The organism is Planctomycetota bacterium, from assembly GCA_016872555.1.
GTDB lineage: Bacteria > Planctomycetota > Planctomycetia > Pirellulales > UBA1268 > F1-20-MAGs016.
The window spans coordinates 1-22,716 of the sequence record VGZO01000007.1; the positions used below are offsets into that span (position 1 = coordinate 1).

A 22,716-nucleotide genomic window follows, 5' to 3' on the forward strand; every position below is an offset into this window, starting at 1 on the left:
AGGCCAATGTCCCCGAGGCCCTCACCGTCCTCGGCTTCCCTCCAGCCCACCGCCGCAGGCTCCGAACGACGAATGGGCTTGAACGACTCAACAAGGAGATCAAGCGCCGAACGCGAGTCGCCACGCTCTTCCCCAATGAAGCATCGCTGCTCAGGCTCGCGTCCGCAGTCCTCTCCGAGATCAGTGACGATTGGGAGACCGAACGGTCTTACCTCACCATGGGAGCCAGATGACCTACCTCTGAAACCCGCGATTTACAGAAGGGATGTTGCATTATCTGCGGATCACGATGATCCGCAACCAAAGTCTGGCGCGAGCACCGCCTCACCGACCCGCCATCCCCTGCGGGGGCCTCGTCGCAACGTCCACCACGGCACCGGGCCAGGAGCACCGCCGCGAGCACCCCACCGGGACGGTCGCGGTCTGGCGCCCCCGACGGGGACGCGACGAACCACAACGTCAGCCAGCGCAACGGCCGCGAGCACCGACGGCGGTTCACGCTCCACCGCGCCGCTCGATCACCGCCGACGGCCGGCCGCTCGATCTCGCGCTGCCTCCACGAGGGCGACGATCCGCCGCCGCTGGTGCCTCGTCAGCGTCGGCCATCGCTCGATCACGCGGGCCAGATCGGCCGGCAGTGCGCCGGATTCTGCGCCGCCTCCGCCGACGATGGCGGTTTCGCCCGCGGAAACCTCACCCGTTCGAATCCCACCGCCCCGATTCGCGGTTTCACTCGGGAAAACAAGGTGATTCCGCACATCCTCCGACGGGCGGCGCGGGGAGCGGAAACTTTCTCCGACCATTCCGCGCCCGGCTGCGTCGGATCGACGCGGCCGGGTTCTTTTTTCCCTCTGACGCGGTCCGCCCCCCGACGGCAAGGGAAAGAAACCTTGCCTCCCGGTAAGGGCGGCGGCGACGAGGCAACTTTGCCCCCGGCGGGGGGTTAGAGGGGAAGACGGCCTGACGGATCGGGCCGACGTCCCCATGCACCGCCGATGGCCCGTCGATGCCCCTTCCCGCCGCCGCTGCCACCAGCCTGCCGCTGGTCGCCGTCTGGTTATGCCTTCTGGTCGCGATGGCCTGCGCCGCAGCCGGCACCGCCTGGCTCGCCCTGTCGGGTCGAAGGGGGTATTCATGATGGGCGACGTTCGTTCGCTGGTCGCTGGTGGTGGTCACGGCCCTGGCTGTTGCCGATGTCGCCCTGCGCTCCTCGCAACCCGCCGAAACCGAGGGACCCTGGGTGATCGTACGGCTCGGCTTCGGCCTCGGCGGAATCCTGCTGGCGACCGCGATCCTCGCCGCACCTCCGGCCCGTGGCGACCGGTGGGGCTGGGCGTGGACCGGCGGTCTGGTGTTCGCGCTGGCGTTGTCGTGCCTGCGCTTTCAAGCGGTGGCGGCACCGCAGCGCGCCGACCTCGATCCCTTTCTCGCACTCCCCGTCGAAGCTGAAACAGACGAGACGGGGGCGCATGGGGTCACCGATCGCGGGACCATGATCCACCTGCGGCGCTACGTCACGCCGGAACACGAGCCTCTCGTACCCGACGGCTTCGACGGGCGGGTGATCGTCGCCGACTCGTCGCGCTCGCCGGCCAACTGCCACGGGTGGGTGTTCACCGGCGGACGTTTCCAGGTCGGCGGGGCCGACGTGCAGCGGATCCTCGACGACAACGGCTACGTCGCCGTCGCCACACCGCGGCCTGGCGACCTGATCGTGTACCGCGACGAGCCGGGAAGGATCGTCCACACCGGCCTGATCAAGGCGATCGGGCCGGAGGGGTTCGTGCTCATCGAGAGCAAGTGGGGGCCCCTCGACATCTACTGGCACACCCCTCACGACCAGGTCTATTCGCAGCGCTTCGAATACTGGCGCAGCGCGCGACGGACACCTCCTCGAGATCGTCGGGCCAGCAGACGCGGCGCGCCCCGGCCAGGCGCACTGACTCTGCCGGCCGTCACCGCGCCAGCCGCAGGCCGATCCACACGGCCACCACACCCAGCGCGTTGGACGCCAGGGCGTAGGCGAGAGCCGCGTCCAGGCGGCCGTTCTCGATCAGCTCCACCGTCTGGAAGGCGTAGCTCGAGAAGGTCGTGAACCCGCCGAGCAGCCCGACCAGCAGCACGGTCTCCACTCCCGGCGGCAGCGCGAGCCGCCCGCGCGACAGACCGACGATGGCGCCGAACGCCGCCGCTCCGACGACGTTGACCGCCAGCGTGCCCCACGGAAAGCGCGTGCCGAGGAGGCGCCCGACGAATTCCGTCAGCCCGGCGCGGGCGAGCGTGCCGAGGGCGCCGGCCGCGGCCAGGGCAAGCGCGGTCGCCAGAGCATTCATCGCGGGTCTCCGGGGGCGCGTGTGACGGGGCGATCTTCCGGCGCGGCGCGGGGGCGGCCGCCGACGCAGCGATATACTGCCGCGGCACGCCCCGCCGGAACAGCCGGAATCTGGCGCCACACCCTGCCCGAGGAGACGATCCCACGACGATGAACCGCAAGACGCTGCTGGCGCTGGCCGAGAAGCACGGGACCCCGCTGTTCGTCGTCGATCACGACGAGTTGCGGCGCAACTACAAGCTCTTTCGCCGCCACTTCCCCCGCGTCCAGGTCTACTACGCGGTCAAGGTCAACAGCGATCCGGCGATCGTCGAGACGTTCTACGACCTCGGCAGCAGCTTCGACGTCGCCAGCATGCAGGAGTTCCACACGGTCCACCGGCTGATCGCCAAGCTGCCGGCCAAGCAGCGCCAGGACTTCATCTGGGACAAGATCATCTATGCCAACCCGATCAAGCCGATCGAGACCCTCCGCGAGCTCGACTGCTACAAGCCGCTGGTGACCTACGACAATCACGAGGAGGTGAAGAAGATCGCCAAGCACGCGCCGCACGCCGGGCTGGCGCTACGGCTGCGGGTGCCCAACACCGGCTCGATGGTCGAGCTGTCGAGCAAGTTTGGCGCGCTGCCGGGGGAGGCGGTGGAGCTGATCCAGTTCGCCCACGACGCCGGGCTCGTCGTCGAGGGCTTGAGCTTCCACGTCGGCAGCCAGTGCACGAATCCCGAAAACTACATCCAGGCCTTGCACCTCTGCGCCGGCGTGTTCGCCGAGGCGGCCAGCCGTGGCTTCCAGCTCAAGCTGCTCGACATCGGCGGCGGCTTCCCCGCGGCCTACGACGAATCGGTGCCGAAGTTCGCCGACCTCGCGGGGAAGATCAACCACGAGATCGACCGGCTGTTTCCCGAGCCGATCGAAATCCTTGCCGAACCGGGGCGGTTCCTCGTCGCCTCGGCGGCGACCGCCGTCTCGAAGATCATTGGCAAGGCGTTTCGCAACGACAAACTCTGCTACTACGTCGACGATGGCGTCTACCACACCTACTCCGGTGTGATCTTCGACCACTGCACGTATCACTTGAAGGCGTTCAAGCGGGGCACGCCGCAGTTATGCGCCGTCTTCGGGCCGACCTGCGACGCCCTCGACACGATCAGCCTCGCCGAGCACCTGCCCGACCTCGAGATCGGCGACTATCTTTACGGTGAGAACATCGGCGCCTATTCGGCCGCCAGTTCCACGCACTTCAACGGCTTCCCGCCGGCGACCGTGGTCCACGTGAATCGCTGAGCGGAAATCACGGCCGCACTGCCTCGACGAGGTGGTAGTGCTTCACCTCCTCGCGGGCGACGTCGCGCCACGTCGCCGGGAGTGTCTCCAGGTACCAGGCCGGGCGCTTCGTGGCCACCAGCAGCGTGCCCCCCGGGGCGAGGGCCCGGTGGGCGGCGTCGACGAACAGCTTCGCGATCCGGAAGTCGGCGTAGTACGGGGGATTGGCAAGGACCAGATCCCAACTGCCGGGGTCGGGGATCGCGCCGCCGGCCTCGAGGGTGACGGTGACATTGTCCAGGCCGTTGGCGGCGGCGGCGCGGCGCGTGCAGTCGACCGCGCGGGCGTTGCTGTCGAGGGCGTGGACGACGACCGACGGATCGCGGGCCGCGATCCCCAGGGCGACGCAGCCGCTGCCGCAGCCGATGTCGACGACGCGCGTGCCGGGGGCGACGTCGACGGCGTTGAGAAGGTGTCGGGCAGCGGGATCGACGCGCCGGTGGGCGAACACGCCGGGGCGCGTGAACGCGGTGAGCAGCCGCTCCCGGTCACGAAACACCACTGTCGCCGAAAAGTCGCGGACGCGCGGGGGGCGGGTTTTGGTCACCACGTAGGCGACCGCATCCTCGCCGTGGCGCACGCCCACGCGTTCCCGTGTGTCGGCGAGCTGGCCGTGGAGCCAGGTGTCGCGGGGATTGTCGACGGCGGCCACGAGCTGGCCTCCCGGCTCGAGGGCGAGCAGCGCCGCTTGGAGGATGTCGCGCGACAGCTCCGCTTCGCCGTCGCGCGACAGCGGCACGATCGCCAGGTCGAACGGCCCGGCCGGCAGGTCGGGGGCACAGGTGACGCTCAGGCCGTCGGGCACCGTGCCGTGGGCGGCCAGTGCCGCGTCGAAGTGGAAGGCATCGAGAAACCAGGCGCTGACTGCGGCGTCGGGGCGCTCGGCGGCCAGGCTCCAGGCGGCCTGGGCCCGCCCGGGTGAGGTGCAGGCGATCCGGGTGCCCGGCAGCGTGCGGGCGATCCCGAGGGCGAGGGCCTCGGCGGGAAGCGGCGGCAGTGGCGCGTCGGACATGGAGCGAGCAGACGCCGGCGACGCCCTGGCGCCAACCGAACGCGAAAAACGGCGCGGCCGCGGGCGGCATCCACCGCGCCCGCGGCCGCGTTTCGAAACAATACCGACCGTTCGATCACTCCGGCCGGCGCGGGCGCTCGGGGCGCTCTCCCCCGCCGGAGCCGCCGGGCGGACCACCGCCGGGCGGGCCGCCACCAGGACCACCCCCTGGAGGGCCGGCGCCCTCGCGCGGGCGGAATCCCTCGCCCCCCGGGCCTGGGCCGCCCCCGGGTGGCCCGAAGCCACGCCCGCCGGGCCGGCCGCCGGCACCCTGCATCTGGGCGCAGAGCCGGACCATGTCCTCGGCGAACTTCGACAACTCGGCGCGGTCGAGCTTGCCGTCGCCATCGGCGTCGAACGTCATCGCCCGCTCGACGACCCGCTCGGGCGTGATCCCACCTCCGGGACCACCCGGTCCGCCAGGCGGTCCGCCTGGACCACCCGGAAACTCACCGCCTCCAGGCGGACCACCAGCTCCTCCAGGAGGAGGCCCGAACCCTTGGCCCGGCCCCTGGCCGGGGCCGCGCTGGCCGCCCGGGGGGCCGCCCGGTCCGCCGCGAAAGCCTTCGCCGGGAGGGCCACCGGGCCCGCCCCCAGGGCCACCCTCCGGGGGCGGCGGCGGACGAAACTCCTCCTCGTCGATCCGGCCGTCTTTGTTCGTATCCAGCGCGAGCAGTGCGGCCGGCGCGTTTTTGATCTCGTCGGCCGACAAGGCGTGGTCACCGTCGGCATCGAGGGCGTGGCGCAGCGGATCGTGGGGCGGCGGTCCGGGCGGACCGCCCCGCTCACCCCCCGGCGGGCCACCGGGTGGCCGCCCCTGTCCTCCCGGCGGGCCGCCGGGCCCGCCGCGCTGCCCCGGGGGCTGGGCCAGCGCCGCGCTGGCGACGACCACAGTCATCGTCAGCGCCGCACACTGTAACCATCGCGTCGTCGTCATCGTCTGAGTCTCCTGGGGAACAACCGGATCCGAAGGATGATGGCTCAGTGGCCGATGCAGGTCAGGAACCGGCCCGAGCGGAGGAACAGGGCACCGTCGGCGATCGCCGGCGTGGCGCTCGAATCGCTGTCGTCGTCGGCGAAGACGTTGTGGGCGAGGATCTCGAAGCGCGGTTCGGCCGGCAGCACGGACGTGCCGCCCCACCGGCTGACGACGATGATCCGCCCGTCGGAGACGACCGGCGAGGCGTATACCGGCCGACCGCCCCCGCCGGCCAACCCTTCGACCCGCTCGCGGTAGACGGCCCTTCCGTCGCGCGCCTGGATGCAGTGGGCCTGACCGCGATCGTCGATCCAATACAGATGCCCGTCGTGGAGGACCGGCGTGGCGACGTACGAGCTCGACCGGCTTGTCCACAGGACGTGGGTCTTGCTGACGTCGCCACGGCCACCCGCGCGCAGCGCCACCGCCCCGGCCGAGCGGAACCCGCCGAACACGTACAGCGTCGTCCCGTCGACGACCACGCTCGGCGACACGTTGCCCGTCAGCGCCGTCGTCGCGTACCAGCGTGTCTTGCCGGTGGCGGGGTCGAGCCCCCACACCTCCTCGGGCACCGCCAGCACCAACTCCACGGTGCCGTCGTCGAGTGTCACGGCGACCGGCGTGCCGTAGGCCAGCTCGAGGGCCGAGGCCTCCGCCTTCCAGACAGGCTTGCCGGTCCGCAGCTCGAACGCGCGGAGCGACTGGCTCTCCTCGGCGGCGCTGACGATCACCAGCTCCCCGACGATCACCGGGCTGGCGGCCGACCCCCAGCGCCGGTTGCTCGACTCCTGGCCGACGTCGGCGCGCCACAGCTCGGTGCCGTCGCGGTCCCAGGCGACAACGCCCCCCTTGCCGAAGTGGGCGACGACGGTGCGGCCGTCGGTCACCGGCGTGCTGCTGGCGTAGCCATGCTCGGTGAGATACCCCTGGTAGGCGTCGTCGGTGCCGGTCGCGGCGACGTTGCGCTGCCACGCGATCCGGCCGTCGGCGCGGTCGACGGCCAGCAGGTGGCGCACCAGCGCCCCCTTTCCCTGGCCACCGGACCAGGCGGTGACATAGACACGATCGCCATGGACGATCGGGCTCGACGACCCGGCCCCAGGGAGCGGCGTGCGCCAGCGGACGTTGGTTCCGTCGCCCCAGCGCCATGGCACGGCCGAGGCGGCGATCCCGCGGCCGTCGGGCCCACGGAAGCGCGGCCAATCCTCGGCGGCGGCTCTCGAGACTGCACCGATCGCGAGGAACGCCCCCGCCACGCGGGCCAGATTGTCACGGTGCATGGCGGGGACTCCCACGGAGTGTGCGATTGCGGCGACGGCGCTCCCGGTCATTCCACGATCCGCAGCGCGTCGTTGCGTTTGAGGACCCGCCGTCCGCGGCCCGAAGCAGCGGTCGGAAACTCGACGTGGCAGTCGAGGAGCACGCCGAGCGGAGCGTCGGCCCCGACGTCGAGCACGACCGTCACGGTGTCGCCGTCGCGCGCGATGTCGACCGCCTCGAACGGCCCGAACTGGACCCACTCCGGCTTGCCTTCGGGGATCGGCCCGCGCTGTGCCGCCGTCGGGTCGAGCCGGATCGTCACCGTCCGCCGGCCGCCGCGCGCCACCGAGCCCGGCACGACCTCGGCGACGGTCGCCTCGAGACGGCTCGAGCCACTGGCGTTGTCCACGATCGCCCCGCTACCGGCGCGCCGCATGCCGCGGTTGTTCGACGGCTCGGGCACGCCCCGGTAGCCGCCGAGGATGTACGGAAAGCGCCCCGGGGTGACGTGGTAGTGGTAGCCGCGCGCCGAGTCGGCATGCCCGTTACACACGTCGAGTGGCGCGCCCGACGTGGCGTCGAGATCGCGGGCCATCACGCCGGCCGACTCGTACGGGCCGTACACGGGGAAGCCGTCGAAGGCGAAGCCGATGATCGGCGAATGCCGAGTGCCGTCGTCGGCGAACGGGCTTTTCACGCACGACGGATACTTGTGGTAGTGGTACACGCCGGTCTGCTGGGGATGGCCGCAGCAGGCGTCGAGCCAGACCTCGGAATAGCCCTCGACGGCGTTCATCCCCCCCTGCTCGAACGGATTGAAAAACACCACGCCATTGAGCGCCAGGCCGATCGGCCCCATCGGCAGCCGGGTGATTTCGGGGGCGATCCGTGGCTCGAGCGGCAGACGGAACGTGAAGTCTTGGACGGCGATCCGGTTGGGATTGCCGCTGTTGGGGAAGATCGCCGTGGGGTGGTTGGGGTAACCCTGACTGTTGATGACGATGAATCCCGGCTCGTGGCCCACCTGGACCTCGTCGGTCTCGTCGCCGTTGGAGTCGCGCATGTGGTAGCTGAACAGGTCGACGTAGCGCTCCACGCCGCCGACGTGGTCGCGGTACAGATACAGCGGTTTCCCGTCGGGCCCGGCACCGGGGCGGAGAAACCAGCGGCCGCCGAGCGCCACCGCGCCGGCCGGCTTTTCCTCGGCAAGGGCGCCTCCGGCGCCGGCCTCCGTCGCGGCGACAAGTGCGGTGACGAGCAGGGCGGCGTGCCGCCAGAATTCCCGATTCGACCAGCCACCGGTGCCGACCATCACGACCTCCCAAACCCCATGTTGAACGGCCGAGTCGCGTGCCGGTTTCGCCGCCGCGCCGGGAATCGCCCCGGCGCGGGCGCGGATCACTTCGGCGTTTCACCCCCCTCGGGCAACGGCTCGAGCGACAGCGGGTCGCGGAGCGGGAGATGGGTCACCCGGCCCCCGAAAAAGTCCTTCATCGTCGCCCGCCGCTGGAGATCGCCGCCGGCGATCGCGTCCCAATCACCGACCACGAGGATCGCCATCTTCTCCGGATCGAGGTGTTTGCGGGCCACGCGCTGGAGGTCCTCGCGGGTCACGGCGCTGACCTTGTCGCGGTACGACTGCCAATAGCCCGGCGGACGCTTCGTCCACTCGTCGTTGACGAACAGCCGGAGCATCGCCGGTTTGCTCTCGAACTGCCGCGGAAAGGTCTCGATGGCGGCGAGCTTGGCAGTCTCCAGCTCCTCGTAGGTGACCGGCTCCTCGCGGACCTGCCCGATGAGGTCCATGACGATCTTCGTGGCCAGCGCCACGGTGGGATTCTTGCTCTCGAACCGGGCCTGGAATTGCCCGGGGTAGTAGACCTTCGGCGCGACCGCCGAGGCCGCCGAATAGGCCAGCCCCTCGTTGCTGCGCACCTGCTGCATGATCCGGCTGGTAAAGCCGCTGCCGCCGAGGATGTCGTTGAGGATCGCCAGCGGGATCGCGTCGGGGTCGTCGCGCGCGATCGACCGCATCCCGATCACGACCTTGCCCTGGGGGATGTCCTTGGGCACGTGGTACACCCCCGGCACGAGCTGTGCCGTCGGCGCCACCGGGTCGGGCACCGCCGGCCCCTTCTGCCAGCCCGCGAACGCCTTGGCGAGACGCGCGAGCAATTCCTGCTCGTCGAAGTCGCCCGTCGCCGACACGATCATGTTGCCGGGATGGAAGATCCGCCGGTGGACGTCGGCCATCCGCTCGCGCGTCGTCGCCGCGACGCTCGCTGCCGTCGGCTCGCGTGCCTCGAAGTGGTCGGGCCCCCACAGGAGCCGCCGCCACTCGCGGCCGACGATCGACGAGGCGTCGTCGTTGCGCTGCTTGAGCGCCGCGATCTGCCGCGCCTTGGACGTCTCGAGCCGGGCGGCGTCGAATCCGGGATTCCGCAGCATGTCGACGAACAGGCCGAGGCTCTCGTCGAGCGTGTTCGCCAGGCAGTTCATCGTCGCGGTGGTGAAGGCGTCGCCGCTGCCGACTCCGATTTCGGTAGCGAGGAAATCGAGCGCCTCGTCGATCTCGGCCGGCTTCCGCGTGGTGGTGCCCCCCTCGCGCACCAGCCGCGCCGCCGACGCCACCAGGCCGGGAACGTCGGCAGGGTCGAGCGACGCCCCTCCCTTGAACGTGATCGACAGTGTGACGAGCGGAAACTCATGCGACGGCGCCACGTAGACGACGGTGCCATCGGGGAGCGTCCGGCGGAACCGCGCCGCCTCGGGGGGCTTGAATTCCAGCGGCGAAAACTCGATCTCCTCCGGCCGGGCGGGGAGCGCCGTGGCCGGCTGCCAGGCCTCGGCGGAAAGCGGGAACAGCGTGAGCGACGGGAGGCAGGCAAGCAGGCCGAGAGCGGCACGGCGACAGCGGTCGGGCATCGGATGGGCACCTCGGTGGGCGTGGACGGAAATCAGGGCGCGACGGCGCGGGGCGGGAGTCACTGCCCCGCCTGCCGGCGGTAGATCGCGACGCTGCGATTGGTCGGCTTGAAATAGGTGGTGGCGACGCGGCGGATGTCGGCCGCCGTGACGGCCTCGTATTTCCGCGGGCCGTCGTTGATCTCGCGCCAGTCGAGCGTGGCCTCGGCGAACGCCAACTGCACGAGCAGCGACATGTTGTTCTCGAGGCGCCGGTAGTTGCCCGCCGCGACGCGGTTCTTCACCTTGCGCAGCTCGCGCTCGGGGACCTCGTCGGCCTGGAGCCGCGCGAGCTCCTCCTCCCACGCCGCCTCGAGCTGCTCGGGGGTGGCGTCGCCGCGGGCCTGGGCCTCGAAGGCGAACAGGCCAGCGTATTTCCGCGTGTCGGAGCTCGCGCCGGCGCCCGCTGCGATCGCGCGCCCCTCGACGAGGCCGGTGTACAGCCGACCGGTCCGCTCGTTGAGGATCTCGGCGAGCATGTCGAGCGGGTAGCTGTCGGCGTGCCCGGCGGGGACGGTGTGGTAGCGGATCTCGACGGCCGGGGGAAAGTCGCCGCTGGCGTTCATCCGCTGCTCGGCGAGCTGCTCGACCTCGAGCGTGACCACCGGCGGCGGCTTCCGTGTGCCCGGGTCGAGACGCGAGAAATAGCGCCGGATGAATTCCTTGGCCTGGGCCGGATCGAAATCGCCGACCACCACGCCGACGAGGTTGCCCGGCCGGTAGTAGACGTTCCAGTAGTCGAGGGCCTGCTCGAAGGTGTAGCTGTTGAGGTCGCTGGGCCAGCCGATCACCGGCCACGAATAGCCGCATGACGCCCAGAACATGCTGTCGAACTGCTCCTCGAAGCGCCCCGTCGGGGTGCTGTCGGTGCGCAGCCGACGTTCTTCGTGGACGACGTCGCGCTCCGAGTAGAACTCGCGGAACACGCTGTCGTGGAGCCGGTCGCTCTCCATCCACGCCCACAGCTCGAGCTTGTTGGAGGGAACGGTGATGAAGTAGCAGGTCAGGTCGTGGCTGGTGAAGGCGTTCATCCCGCTGCCACCGGCCTTGGTGTAGACCTGGTCGAACTCGTCCTTGACGATCGTCGCCGCTTCGACGCCGTCGTCGCCTCGCCCCTGCTGCGCCTTGATCAGGCCGTCGAGCTTGCCACGGAGCAGGCGCAGCTCCTGCGTGTCGTTGGCCGGATCCCACGGGTCGCCGATCTCGCCGCGCAGGAAACGCTCGTACTGCCCGGCCCAGACGAGGGAATTGATCTGGTCGCGGAGCTCTTGCTGGCGCCGCCGGTAGTCGGCGTCGCGCTTCGCGTCGCGGGTCCCGATCGTGTCGGTGCCCTTGAACATCATGTGTTCGAAGAAGTGGCTGATCCCGGTGATCCCGGGGCGCTCGTTGACGCTCCCCACCTTGGCCACCCACCCGGCGCTGACGACGTTGGGCTGGTCGGTCCGGGGCACGAGGAGGAATTCCATCCCGTTGTCGAGACGGAATTCCTCGACGGCGACCTGCTGGCCGGCGGCGCTGGCGGCCGACAGCAGGGCCACCACAAGCGCGAAGCGGCAGGACGACAGAGGGCAGGCGGCGGGCATGGCGATCCCCGTGTTGCAGGGCGGGACGTGCCGACCGCAGCGGCCGACGGGCGTGGTTATACCCCGGCGCACGGTGGGGGCGGAACGAAGGTCGGCCGTCAGCCGCCGTGGCCCGCCACCCCCAACCCCCACTGGAGCAGCGTGAGGAGGATCTCGCAGACGATCAGGCCGACGACGGCCCACTCCAGGCGCAGGCTGCGCGTGTTGTGGAGGAGGTCGAGGGCGGTCTCGGCGGTCCGCGAAATCAGCGCCAGCTTGTCGTGGAGGGCGCGGGACCGTTCGCGGATCTCGAACTCGTCGCGGAGCCGCCCCCAGAGGCGCTCCAGCTCGGGGTGGTCCCAGAGGAGCTCGGGGGTGTCGTCGACGCGGGCCCCGGCGACGACCTGGTGCTCGGCCAACAGCGTGCTGCCGATCTGACGGAGCAACTCGCGCCCCCCCCGGCCGCTGCGGCCGAGGTCGGCGGCGAACGGCTCGACGCGTTCGAACTGCCGCTCGACGGCACGCTCATGGTGGGCCAGCGACACGCTCTTGGCGAGGATGTCGGCGACGATCTGCAGCTTCTCCATCGTCACGTCGGCGAGGAGCAGCGTGTTCCCCTCGATCAGTTCGCGGCCGGCCGGATCGACCGCGATCTCGAGGACCTCCGTGTCGCGCTCCGCTTCGGCCAGCGGCTGCCGGACCCGGGGGGCGATCTGGCGCAGCGCCTCGGCGATTCCAGCGGCAGTGACGTCGAAGAACACCGCCGCCCCGGAGCGGTAGAGCACGGCCACTCCGCGCCCCCCGCCCGGCAGCGCGGTCCCGGTGAGGCTGCCGACCAGTTCGAGGACCAATGGCGCACCGCCGGTCCGTTCGGTCGCCCCGAGGGCGGTGATGTCGAGGCCGCTCCCGACGAGGATCGCGCGGGCCTCGATCACCGTGCGCGGCGCCGCCCCGGCCGGTGCAGCCGGGGGTGCCGCCTGCTCCGTCGATTCCCCGCCGCTGCCAACTGTCCGCCACCCGCCACCGCGGGGCACGTCGTCCACGCCGTCACCTCTCCCTCCAGCCTACCGTTGCCACGGGGCGGATGCGGCGGACGACGACGCGCCGGGCCCTTCTCCCCGGAGGGCCGACGACCATGCTCGATCGCACCGACCCGACACTCGTCAACCACGTGATGGCGGAACACAACGAGTTGTTCCGCCGGCTCACCGACCTGCGGACCAGGTTCACCGCCAGCGCCGCTCCGACGCCGGCCGTGATCGCCGCCACTGTGGCCGAGCTGGCCGAGCTGCGCCGCCATCTGGCCACCCACTTCGCGCGCGAGGAGGAAGGGGGCCTGCTCGAGGAGTCGGTGGCCCGGCTGCCGCGCCTCGCCGCTGCCGCGGGCGGCGTGCTCCGCCAGCACCCCGGCCTCCTCGGCAGGCTCGATGCCCTCGTCGCCCGGTTGGCCGCCGGAAAAGCCGGAACCTGGACGGAGGGAGCGGCGGACTTCGCGGCCTTCGCCGCGGCGCTCCACGACCATGAGCGTGCCGAGAATGCCGTCTTCCAGGAGGGGCACGTCGAGGATCTCGACCTCGACGACTGACCCGTGGCCTCAGGCGAACACGATCGTCCGCCGGCCGTGGACGAAGACCCGTTCCTCGAGCACCAGGCGCACGGCACGGGCGAGGACGAGTTTCTCGACGTCGCGCCCCGCCCTGGCCATCCTCTCCGGGGTGAAACCGTGATCGACGGGGGTCACGTCCTGGGCGATGATCGGCCCCTCGTCGAGGTCCCCGGTCACGAAGTGGGCCGTCGCGCCGATCAGCTTCACGCCGCGCGCGAACGCCTGGCGGTGCGGTGCCGCCCCGACGAACGCTGGCAGGAACGAGTGGTGGATGTTGATCGTCCGCCCGGCGTGGCGGGCCACGAACCCCTCCGAGAGCACCCGCATGTAGCGGGCGAGGACGAGGGAGTCGGGCTCGTGGGGGGCGATCACCCGCTCGATCGCCTCCTCGTGGGCCAGCCGCGCGGCGGTGTCGGCGTTGGCGGCGGGGGCGGGCAGGTGGTGGAAGGGCACGCCGAAGCGCTCGACGAGCCGGCGGAGCCGGTCGTGATTGCTCACCACCGCGCGGATCACGCAGGGCAAGTCGCCGCTGTCGGCCAGGAGGAGCAACTCACCGAGACAATGGGGCTCGAGGCTGGCCAGCACGACGATCGGCCTGATCCCTGCGCGCGTGACGCGGACCTCCGCCCCCGTTGGCAGAACTGCCGAGAGTCCCTCGGTCAGGCCCACCGCGGCGCCCGGCGCATCCCCGGCCGACGTGACCTCGGCGCGGAAGAAAAAGTGCCCCGTCGCCGCGTCGACGAACTCCTGATTGCTCTCGATGTTGCAACCGCGGGCGCGGAGGACGCCGGTGATCCGATGGACGAGTCCGACTTCGTCCGGGCACGCGACCAGGACGATGTCACGCTCGGCCGGGATGGGGTGCGGCGCTGCCATCGCTCACCAGGGGGCGGGAACCCGCTGCCGCGTCGTCCCCTCGGCGGCCGGCACCCAGGCGAGGACGACCTCCTCGACGGCGATGTCGGTCTTCCGCGGCGGAATCTCGATCGGCTCCAGCGCCATCCGCTCCGGATTGGCCTCGGCCCGCACGGTCGCCAGGGCCAGGTCGATCTCGTCGGCGAGCGTCCGCCGCCGCTCCTCGAGGGTGCCGAGGCTCTCCTCGGCGTGGACCACGTCGGCCTGCTGCCGGGCGGTGCGGCTGGCGGAGCGCATCGACGTGGCCGCCCGACCCACCGTGGTGGAGCTGGCCACCTTCCGCCCGAGGACCGCCGACAGGACGGCGCTGCCGATCGAGACATATGTCTGGAGCGATGAATTGCGGACCTCGGCCTTCTCCCGTTCCACTTTCTGCCGCGCCCTGACGATCCGGTCGTCGAGCGTGGCGAGCCGCGTTGCGTATCGGTCGCGGACCCGCTCCAGCTCGGCGTCGCGCCATTCGCGCGCCTGCTGGGCGATGCGGACGCGGAACGCGGCCTCGCTCTCCCCCGGCCGCGAGATCGCGTCGAGGGCCGGGGCCCGCCAGACGGTCAGCTTGCTCGTCCGCGCCAGGTGCCCCTTGAGCGCGGTGGCGAGGAGGGTGTAGCCCTTGGGGCCGGCGAGCGACGGCGGCAACGGCGCGAAGAAGCCGGGGCGTGGCGCCATCTCGATCTCGGGGGGCTCGGCGAGGATCTCGCCTGCGTCCCAGGCCGACTCGCCGAGCTGGTCGCCGGCGGGGGCGATGCAGATCACCTCGCGGTCGACGTCGATCCGCGCCGCGGCCTTGGCATGGCGGACCCGCGCGCGGCCGAGGATGCTCGGACGGTAGCGAACCGGACCGGCCACTCCGGGTTCGGGCGCCAGAAACACCTCACGCACCCCGGGGGGCAGGAGAGGGCGATCGCCACCGAACCGGCCGCTGGACGGTTCGTCGCGTTCGGCGCGGAGCGGCTCGGCGGGACGGCCGGCCGGCGCCGCGCCGGGGGCGGTGGCGGTGAGCCGGCGGATCTCGTCGCGGAGCAGCGGACCGCGGAGGAAAGACAGCGTCCAGCGCGTCTGGAACACCGTCTCCGCATCGGCGTGCACGGTGTGCATGAGGAACATCCGCTGACCAAGCCCGGAGAGGACGCGGTCGACGTGGGCGCGGTCGAATCCCGCCCCAGCCGAGCTCGCCGCCCCTTCGAGGCCGTCGAGGACCCGCGCCTTGTCGCGGGCGGTCTGGAGACGGCCAAGGAACCAGGTGCCGGCGTTGGAGAGCCCCTTGTAGTCGAGGTCGACGGGGTTCTGCGTGGCGAGGACGACGCCGAGGCCGAACGCGCGGGCCTGCTTGAGCAGCGTCAGCAGCGGCGTCTTGCTCGGCGGGTTGGCGGTCGGCGGCAGGTAGCCGAAGACCTCGTCCATGAGGAACAGCGCCTTGAGCGACGACGTGCCCCCCTGGGACCGCATCCAACCGACCACCTGGCCGGCGAGGAGCGTGACGAACGCCATCCGCTGGGCGTCGGAGAGGTGGGCGATCGAGATCACGCTCACCCGCGGACGCCCCCCCTCCGTCCACAACAGCCGGCCGACGTCGAGCGGCTCCCCCTGCAGCCAGGCCTCGAACCCGGGCGCGGCCGCGACGGTGTTGAGCCGGGCGGCGAGCTGGTAGCGATCGCCGGCGGGGAAGAAGTTTTCCAGGTCGAGGAACCCGACGCGTTCCAGCGGCGGCGCTGGGATCGCACGGATCAGCGTCGCGAAGTCGACGCGTTGGCCGGCCCGCCACAGCGTGTCGATGATGGCGGCGAGGAGCACGTGCTCGCGGCTCCGCCCCGGCTCGCCGTCGATCCCCGCCAACGCCAGCAGCCCGGCGACGAGCGAATCGATCCGTTCGTGGCGGACCTCGGGATCGTCGCCATCGGCCGGCGGGTCGAGGCTCTGGAGCATCGCGAGCGGTCGGCCGGCACGGCTGCCGGGGGTGTACACCGCCATGTCGACGGTGGCACGAAGCCTCCCGATGCGCTCGGCCGACTGGCCGCTCGCTTCCAATCCCTCGCGCCAGGCCCGCGCCGTCCGGGCGGCGAGCTCGTCGAGCGTGATCCCGTCGCGCCGCGCCGCCTCCTCCTCCAGCCACGGCCGGAACGACTCGGGGGAGAGGTCGGGAAAGGTGAGGAGAAGGTTGGCCAGATCACCCTTCGGATCGACGACGATCGCCGGGATGCCGTCGATCGCCGCCTCTTCGAGGAGCCCGACGAGCAACCCGGTCTTGCCGCTGCCGGTCATCCCGACGCAGACCGCATGGGTCGTGAACCGCCGGGCGTCGACGAGGAGCGGCTCTCCCGGCCGGCCGCTGTCGGGATCGACCGATCGGCCGAGATAGAAGACCCCCAATCCTTCGATGTCGGGTCCGGCAGCCGGAGGGGCGGCCGTGGAATCTCGGCGCGCCGGAGGACGGCGGGGCGACGGGCGGTCGGGCATCGTGGTCCTCGCTGGCGGCGCGCCCCGCCGCCGGATCGACGGCCGGGTCAGGGGCGATGATACCGGCCGACCGGGCCGGATGTCGTCGCCCTGCGGCGAAGCGCGTGGGGCTGGGGCGATCTCCCGCCGCAGTCGCCTGGCGCCTCGACGTCCGCCCGGTTCGGGCCGGCCCGCCCCCGGGGAAGGCTACACTGCGGTCACGGAGGCGAACCGGGGCCCGGCCCGTCGCCCGATGCCCACAGGATCGCCAGCGACCGTGCCCCCGACCGCCACCGATCCACGTCGGCCGTGCATCCTCCTCGTCGACGACCAGCCGATCATCGGTGAAGCGGTGCGGCGCATGCTCGTCGCCGAGGACGACCTGGGCTACCACTATTGCCGCGACTCCTCCGTCGCCCTGGCCATGGCCGCCGACGTCGGGCCGACGGTGATCCTCCTCGACCTGGTGATGCCCGGCATCGACGGACTGGAGCTGGTCCGTCGGTTCCGTGCCGACGGCCGCTTCGCCGACGTGCCGATCATCGTGCTGTCGACCAAGGAGGAGGCAGCGGTGAAGGCCGAGGCCTTCCAACTCGGCGCCAACGACTACATCGTCAAGCTCCCCGATCGGCTCGAACTCCTCGCCCGCGTCCGCCACCACTCGCGCGGCTACATCGCGCTGCTCGAACGGAACCAGGCTTTCGAGGCGCTCCGCGCCAGCCGTGAGGCCCTCGCCGAGGATCTCGCGAGTGCCGCGCGGTACGTCCGCTCGCTGCTGCCGCCACCGCAACGGCTCGGCGGTGCGACGGTCGACTGGCGCTTCGTGCCGTCGGCGGAGCTCGGCGGCGATGCCTTCGGCTTCCACCTCATCGACGACCACCGGACCGCCGTGTATCTCCTCGACGTCTGTGGTCACGGCGTCGGGGCCGCCCTGCTGAGCGTTTCGGTCCTCACGACGCTGCGGACGGAAGCCCTTCCGCACACCGATTTCCTCGACCCCGGCACGGTGCTCGCCGCCCTCAACCGGGCATTTCCGATGGACCGGCAGAACGACATGTTCTTCACGATCTGGTACGGGATCCTTGACTCGGCTGCCGGACGGCTCAGGTGGTCAGGAGGGGGCCATCCCCCGGCACTGCTGATCCCACCATGGCGCGGGGCGTCGCCCCCGGTCCACGTGCTCCTCGACTCCGACGGACCCCTGATCGGCGCAGTCGACGGACTGGAGTTCCAATCGCGGGAAATCTCCGTCGATCCCGGGTCCCATCTCTACCTGTACAGCGACGGGGCGTTCGAGGTCAGCCGCCCTGACGGCTCGATGTGGGGGTTCGCGTCGTTCCTCGACGTCATGACCAGCCCCACCACCCCCCCCGAACGGAGACTCGACACGCTCCGCGCCGCGATCACGGAGGTTACCGGTCGTGACGATTTTGCCGACGACTTCTCGATCGTCGCGGTGGGCACGGACGAAATAGCCGATCCCCGCCCGTGAGCGTCGCCACGGGCACCCCCACGACAGGTGGACCTCACGGGACCGTGATCGGCCACCGCCCGCCTTGCATGAGGACACCGAATCCGTAAACTGCTGGGTTTCCGCGGTACGGCTGATTCCAGCGGCGCCCGGGGTCGCTAGCGTAGCTCAATTGGCAGAGCAGCTGATTTGTAATCAGCAGGTTGCGGGTTCAACTCCCGCCGCTAGCTCACTGCGTGCCGTTCAACCCGGTCCGTGGTCACCCGCCGGCGCGGGGGATTCCGACGAGCCTCGATCACCACAGCGGTGCCGAGTCGGCGGCCGGCCGCGGGGCGGTCGGATGGCGATCATGTGAGGTACGTCGGAGGTGGACCGGAAAGCGGGTCGTTGGGCCGGTGATGCGCGCCGGTTCCGGAGCCGTGGCGGAGTCGCCGGGTCAGGATTCGCGGTGCCATCATCAGGCGACGAAACGGGCGAAACAGAGGTGGATGGCGAGACGACGACTGCGGGTGAACACCGAATCCGCAGGTCGATCTGTCGCCTCCCGCGCGAGAGTGCGGGGAGTTTCCCGAGCGGTCAAAGGGGTCAGACTGTAAATCTGATGGATTATTCCTTCGCAGGTTCGAATCCTGCACTCCCCAGTCGGTTCCTCCGCTGGTCGGATCGGGTTTTCAAGACGGGCGATCGGCGGTGGTTTTGCAGTGCGGGTGTAGCTCAATGGTAGAGCAATAGCCTTCCAAGCTAAAGACGAGGGTTCGATTCCCTTCACCCGCTTCAGGCCCGACGGGGCCTGTCGGGTGCCTCCGAGATGCGGCGTGGATCCAAGCCATCACGGCCCGTGAAACCGACCGCTCGGAACGTGGCACCGACGGACGAATCGAACCGGACACACGAAACGGCGGCAACGGCAAGTCACTTCGAAGGAGATCACGTCGTAGCCAATCGGGGCGGAGGATGGGCCTGGACACGCGGGCGCCGTTCGACCCACCAATCCATGACATCTGCTGCTGTAGCTCAGTTGGTAGAGCGCGTCCTTGGTAAGGACGAGGTCATGGGTTCAAGTCCCATCAGCAGCTTCGCGGGAAGTGGGTGTTCGGTCGCCGGCCGCCCATGACAGCCGCACCATTTTCGTCGAGCACGGTTCGAGAGCCCCGCGGTGGTCGCACCGGCGCGGGGAACGGCACACAAAACAGTCGGTGACGATATCGGCTCCGTCGCGACCGGGCGTTTCCGGTCGGTCGGGACCAGCGATCAGGTGACCGAAGCCCCGGAACGCCGGTGACGGTCGAACAGGCACCATCAGAGAGGAACGCCGAGGAGAAGCATGGCTAAGGACACGTTCACGCGGAGCAAGCCCCACGTCAATGTCGGCACGATCGGGCACATCGACCATGGCAAGACCACGCTCACTGGAGCGCTGGTGGCGGTGCAGGCCGCCAAGAATCTCGCCATCGCCAAGAGCTACGCCGACATCGCCAAGGGTGGAACCGTCCGCGACGAGACGAAGACCGTGACGATCGCGGTCAGCCACGTCGAATACGAGACCGCCAAACGGCACTATGCCCACATCGATTGCCCCGGGCACGCCGACTTCATCAAGAACATGATCACGGGCGCTGCCCAGATGGACGGCGCGATCCTCGTCGTCAGCGCGGCCGACGGCCCGATGCCTCAGACCCGCGAGCACATCCTCCTCGCTCGACAGGTCGGCGTGCCGGCGCTGGTCGTGTTCCTCAACAAGGTCGACCTCGTCGACGATCCGGAGCTGCTCGATCTGGTGGAGATGGAAATCCGCGAGCTGCTCACCAAGTACGGGTTCCCGGGCGACGACATCCCGATCATCCGCGGTGCCGGCAAGCCGGCCTACGACAACCCGACGGATGCGGCCAAGAACAAGTGCATCGGCGACCTGCTCGATGCCGTCGACAGCTATATTCCCGAGCCGACTCGGGAGCTCGACAAGCCGTTCCTGATGGCGATCGAAGACGTGTTCTCGATCGAAGGTCGCGGCACGGTCGCCACGGGGCGTATCGAGCGTGGTCTGGTGAAGGTCGGCGACGAAGTCGAGATCGTGGGTCTCAAGGACAAGTCGGAGAAGACCACGGTCACGGGCGTCGAGATGTTCAAGAAGGTGCTCGACAGCGGACAGGCCGGCGACAACGTCGGCTGCCTGCTGCGTGGCGTGACCCGCGACGGTATCGAGCGCGGTCAGGTGCTCGCCAAGCCGGGCTCGATCAAGCCCCACAAGAAGTTCGAGTGCGAGGTGTACGTGCTGTCGAAGGAGGAAGGGGGGCGACACACGCCGTTCTTCGCCAACTACCGGCCGCAGTTCTACTTCCGCACCACCGACGTGACGGGTACGACGAAGCCCCTGGGCGGTGTCGAGATGGTGTCGCCGGGCGACAACGTCAAGATGGAGGTGGAATTGATGGTGCCGATCGCCATGGACGACGGGGTGCGCTTCGCGATCCGCGAAGGTGGCAAGACCGTCGGTTCGGGTGTCGTCACCAAGATCCTTGACTGACGATTCCGTCCCGCGCGGCGCGTCGGGTTTCCCGGCGCCGCGCGGGGTCCGGGCCACAGGGGCGTAGCTCAACTGGCAGAGCGCTGGTCTCCAAAACCAGAGGTTGCGAGTTCGATCCCCGCCGCCCCTGCTGCCACCGGCTCCGGCCGGCACTGCGGCCGCAGTGCCTCCGTGCCGGCCCGGTACGGGGTGGCGGCCAGACCTGGACGGACGACGGTTGGGCCGCCGGTTCCCCTCCGCGCGGCGTCCGGGAAGCTGCCGGTTGATTCGCGGCGGCAATGTGTTGAGATCGTGGCGGCGTGTGTTCGGCTGGCGATCGATGGGTGCGGATCGCGATGGATCGCCCCGCGGAGTGAGCACGACATGGCAGGCATCCAGGAAAGTGCGTCGTCGGGGGGTGCCGTGTGGAGGGAGATGCTCTCCGCCGCACGGTACAAGCCCCATCAGGGGCGGATTGCCCGCCGGGCGACCTTCGGGGCGCTCGTGGCGATCCTCCTTCTTGCCGCGTTCCGGCTGTCTCAGGCCTTGTCGGCGTGGTATGGCGGCACGGTGTCTCTCGGATCCGCGTCCGGAGCTCTCGGGGCCGATGGCGGCGCCGATTACGGGTTGGTGCGGATCCTCATCCCGCTGGCTCTGCTGGCGATCGGCAGTTGGCTGGCGTTTCGGATGGTGAACGTGCCCCGGTTCGCTGAATTCCTCATCGCCGTCGAAGGCGAAATGGCGAAGGTATCCTGGCCGTCCACCGGCGAGGTCGTCCGCAGTTCGGTCGTGATCATCTTCATGATTTTCGCGCTGACCGCGATCCTGTTCCTCTATGACCTTTTCTGGCGCCTGCTCCTCCGTTTCCTCCAAGAGGGGGTCGGCTGACGCTGTGTCCGAGGGGGAGCGCTGCTCTCCCCGCGACCAGGCGCCGCCAGCCCCGCACCCCTTCAACCGTCCCGCCCATGAACGACGACGACAACGCCGACAACGACCGCCTGGCCGACTCCACTGGCTCTTCCCAGCGGAGCGGTCTGCACGATTCCCTGCGGGCCGACCAACCCGATGACGACGACGGCCCGGCGGAAATCGCCGATCCGTTCGCCGGGGCCGAGGATGCGGCGCCGGTCACCGACGACAGTGGCGACGACGCGGCTGCCGCGCCCGACAAGCATTGGTACATCCTCAAGGTGCAGAGCAACCGCGAGGACTCGATCCGTGATGCCCTGCTGAGGCGGGTGCGGATGCAGGGGCTTGATCGGTTTTTCGGCGACGTCATCGTGCCGAAAGAGCAGGTCACCGAATTCAAGGGGGGCAAGAAGAAGGTCGTCTCGCGGAAGCTCTATCCGGGCTACATCCTCGTCAACATGGCGCTCAACGACGAGACCTGGTATCTCGTCCGCGAGACCGGGGGCATCGGTGACTTCACCGGCTCGGCCGGGCGTCCGAGCCCGATGTTGCCTCAGGACGTTGCCAAACTGCTCAACAAGACCGAGGTCAAGACGGACGAAACACCCAGGTTGCGGATCACCTTCAAGAAGGGCGACCGGGTGAAGATCACCGAAGGGACGTTCGAGAACTTCGAAGGCGAGGTCGAGCAGATCGACGAGGCGAATGGTCGCGTGACCGTGATGCTGAGCATCTTCGGTCGCTCGACACCCGTGGACATCGAGTACTGGCAGATCGAAAACGTCTGAATCATCACCACACCCGTCAGGGGCCCGATGGTCCCCGTGCCGGTGATTGGAGACACGACGATCGCCCCCGCCGGCAGCGCCCCCGGGAGCGGTGAAATGGGCGGGACGGTTGGGCGCGGGCAGGAAACTTCTTCCGAGGCAGGATCATGGCGAAGCAGGTGGTCGGTCAGGCGAAATTCCAGATCCCCGGCGGGCAGGCGACTCCGGCACCGCCGGTCGGCACCTCGCTGGGCCGGTACGGCATCAACCTCGGGCAGTTCGTCCAGCAATTCAACGACCGGACCCGCGAAGCCGCCGGCATGGCGATCCCCGTCGTCGTCACCGTGTACAACGACCGATCCTTCGAGTTCTACACCAAGAGCCCTCCGGCAGCCGCGCTGCTCAAGAAGGCGGCGGGCCTGGCGAAGGGATCGGGCGTGCCCAACAAGGACAAGGTCGGCAAGGTCACTCGCGCCCAGATCGACGAAATCGTGCGCCTCAAGACCAACGATCTCAATTCGCGCGACGGCAATCATGCCCGTCGCATGATCGAGGGCACCGCCCGCAGCATGGGGATCACCGTCGAGGGTTGATCCTTCCCGGCCCGTCACGTCCGTCCGTCTCGTACCTTTCACCCCATC

Annotated in this window: 18 protein-coding genes and 5 tRNA genes; 13 read left to right on the forward strand and 10 right to left on the reverse strand. The window is 69.9% G+C overall.

Translation table 11 applies throughout. The features are described 5' to 3' along the window. Positions 1–233 (forward strand): IS256 family transposase (locus tag FJ309_03625; protein MBM3953703.1); only part of this gene is annotated, 233 nt, incomplete at its 5' end. Between the two features lie 1,722 nt (positions 234–1,955). Here the strand turns inward: FJ309_03625 and FJ309_03630 are convergent. Next, positions 1,956–2,333: a CrcB family protein gene (locus tag FJ309_03630; GenBank protein ID MBM3953704.1), complete on the reverse strand. Its 378-nt coding sequence runs from the start codon at positions 2,331–2,333 to the stop codon at positions 1,956–1,958. 149 nt (positions 2,334–2,482) lie between these two features. Between FJ309_03630 and FJ309_03635 the strand changes: the two genes are divergently transcribed. Next, positions 2,483–3,616, forward strand: coding sequence for a type III PLP-dependent enzyme (locus FJ309_03635; GenBank protein MBM3953705.1), 1,134 nt, complete (start codon positions 2,483–2,485; stop codon positions 3,614–3,616). Positions 3,617–3,623: 7 nt separating this feature from the next. On the opposite strand, the gene FJ309_03640 is transcribed toward FJ309_03635, so the two are convergent. The 7 genes from FJ309_03640 to FJ309_03670 all read right to left on the reverse strand — a co-directional run bounded on the left by FJ309_03640 (position 3,624) and on the right by FJ309_03670 (position 12,514). Further along, entirely contained in the window at positions 3,624–4,667 is a 1,044-nt protein-coding gene (locus tag FJ309_03640; protein ID MBM3953706.1) for a methyltransferase, read from the reverse strand. A 115-nt stretch (positions 4,668–4,782) separates the two neighbouring features. After that, entirely contained in the window at positions 4,783–5,643 is an 861-nt protein-coding gene (locus tag FJ309_03645; GenBank protein MBM3953707.1) for a hypothetical protein, read from the reverse strand. A gap of 44 nt (positions 5,644–5,687) precedes the next feature. Continuing rightward, positions 5,688–6,965: a serine/threonine protein kinase gene (locus FJ309_03650; protein ID MBM3953708.1), complete on the reverse strand. Its 1,278-nt coding sequence runs from the start codon at positions 6,963–6,965 to the stop codon at positions 5,688–5,690. A 47-nt stretch (positions 6,966–7,012) separates the two neighbouring features. Continuing rightward, complete coding sequence (locus FJ309_03655; GenBank protein ID MBM3953709.1) at positions 7,013–8,257, reverse strand: YHYH protein; 1,245 nt, start codon at positions 8,255–8,257, stop codon at positions 7,013–7,015. A gap of 86 nt (positions 8,258–8,343) precedes the next feature. Next, positions 8,344–9,870, reverse strand: a complete 1,527-nt coding sequence (locus tag FJ309_03660; protein ID MBM3953710.1) for an insulinase family protein — start codon at positions 9,868–9,870, stop codon at positions 8,344–8,346. Positions 9,871–9,929: 59 nt separating this feature from the next. After that, entirely contained in the window at positions 9,930–11,492 is a 1,563-nt protein-coding gene (locus tag FJ309_03665; protein MBM3953711.1) for an insulinase family protein, read from the reverse strand. Positions 11,493–11,590: 98 nt separating this feature from the next. Continuing rightward, on the reverse strand, positions 11,591–12,514 hold the full coding sequence (locus FJ309_03670) for an RMD1 family protein (protein MBM3953712.1): 924 nt from the start codon (positions 12,512–12,514) through the stop codon (positions 11,591–11,593). Between the two features lie 41 nt (positions 12,515–12,555). Between FJ309_03670 and FJ309_03675 the strand changes: the two genes are divergently transcribed. Then, the gene (locus FJ309_03675) at positions 12,556–13,056 is read left to right on the forward strand and encodes a hypothetical protein (protein ID MBM3953713.1); all 501 of its coding nucleotides are present in this window, start codon (positions 12,556–12,558) and stop codon (positions 13,054–13,056) included. A 9-nt stretch (positions 13,057–13,065) separates the two neighbouring features. Here FJ309_03675 and purU read toward each other — a convergent pair whose 3' ends face one another. Further along, a complete protein-coding gene (purU, locus tag FJ309_03680; protein ID MBM3953714.1) occupies positions 13,066–13,953 on the reverse strand; it encodes a formyltetrahydrofolate deformylase in 888 nt (295 codons plus the stop codon). A 3-nt stretch (positions 13,954–13,956) separates the two neighbouring features. Next, a complete protein-coding gene (locus tag FJ309_03685; GenBank protein ID MBM3953715.1) occupies positions 13,957–16,446 on the reverse strand; it encodes an ATP-binding protein in 2,490 nt (829 codons plus the stop codon). A gap of 232 nt (positions 16,447–16,678) precedes the next feature. On the opposite strand from FJ309_03685, the gene FJ309_03690 reads away from it, so the two are divergent. The 10 genes from FJ309_03690 to rplK all read left to right on the forward strand — a co-directional run bounded on the left by FJ309_03690 (position 16,679) and on the right by rplK (position 22,668). Then, on the forward strand, positions 16,679–17,917 hold the full coding sequence (locus FJ309_03690; protein MBM3953716.1) for a response regulator: 1,239 nt from the start codon (positions 16,679–16,681) through the stop codon (positions 17,915–17,917). A gap of 136 nt (positions 17,918–18,053) precedes the next feature. Next, positions 18,054–18,126: transfer RNA gene (locus tag FJ309_03695), tRNA-Thr, on the forward strand. Between the two features lie 328 nt (positions 18,127–18,454). Beyond that, positions 18,455–18,537, forward strand: a tRNA-Tyr gene (locus FJ309_03700). 62 nt (positions 18,538–18,599) lie between these two features. Continuing rightward, positions 18,600–18,673 (forward strand) — tRNA-Gly (locus FJ309_03705). A gap of 226 nt (positions 18,674–18,899) precedes the next feature. Continuing rightward, positions 18,900–18,972 (forward strand) — tRNA-Thr (locus FJ309_03710). A 248-nt stretch (positions 18,973–19,220) separates the two neighbouring features. Further along, complete coding sequence (gene tuf, locus FJ309_03715; GenBank protein MBM3953717.1) at positions 19,221–20,420, forward strand: elongation factor Tu; 1,200 nt, start codon at positions 19,221–19,223, stop codon at positions 20,418–20,420. 57 nt (positions 20,421–20,477) lie between these two features. Then, positions 20,478–20,550, forward strand: a tRNA-Trp gene (locus FJ309_03720). A 233-nt stretch (positions 20,551–20,783) separates the two neighbouring features. Beyond that, a complete protein-coding gene (secE, locus tag FJ309_03725; GenBank protein MBM3953718.1) occupies positions 20,784–21,287 on the forward strand; it encodes a preprotein translocase subunit SecE in 504 nt (167 codons plus the stop codon). Positions 21,288–21,364: 77 nt separating this feature from the next. Then, positions 21,365–22,096: a transcription termination/antitermination factor NusG gene (gene nusG, locus FJ309_03730; protein MBM3953719.1), complete on the forward strand. Its 732-nt coding sequence runs from the start codon at positions 21,365–21,367 to the stop codon at positions 22,094–22,096. Positions 22,097–22,242: 146 nt separating this feature from the next. Then, positions 22,243–22,668: a 50S ribosomal protein L11 gene (gene rplK / locus FJ309_03735; GenBank protein ID MBM3953720.1), complete on the forward strand. Its 426-nt coding sequence runs from the start codon at positions 22,243–22,245 to the stop codon at positions 22,666–22,668. Positions 22,669–22,716 lie beyond the last annotated feature (48 nt).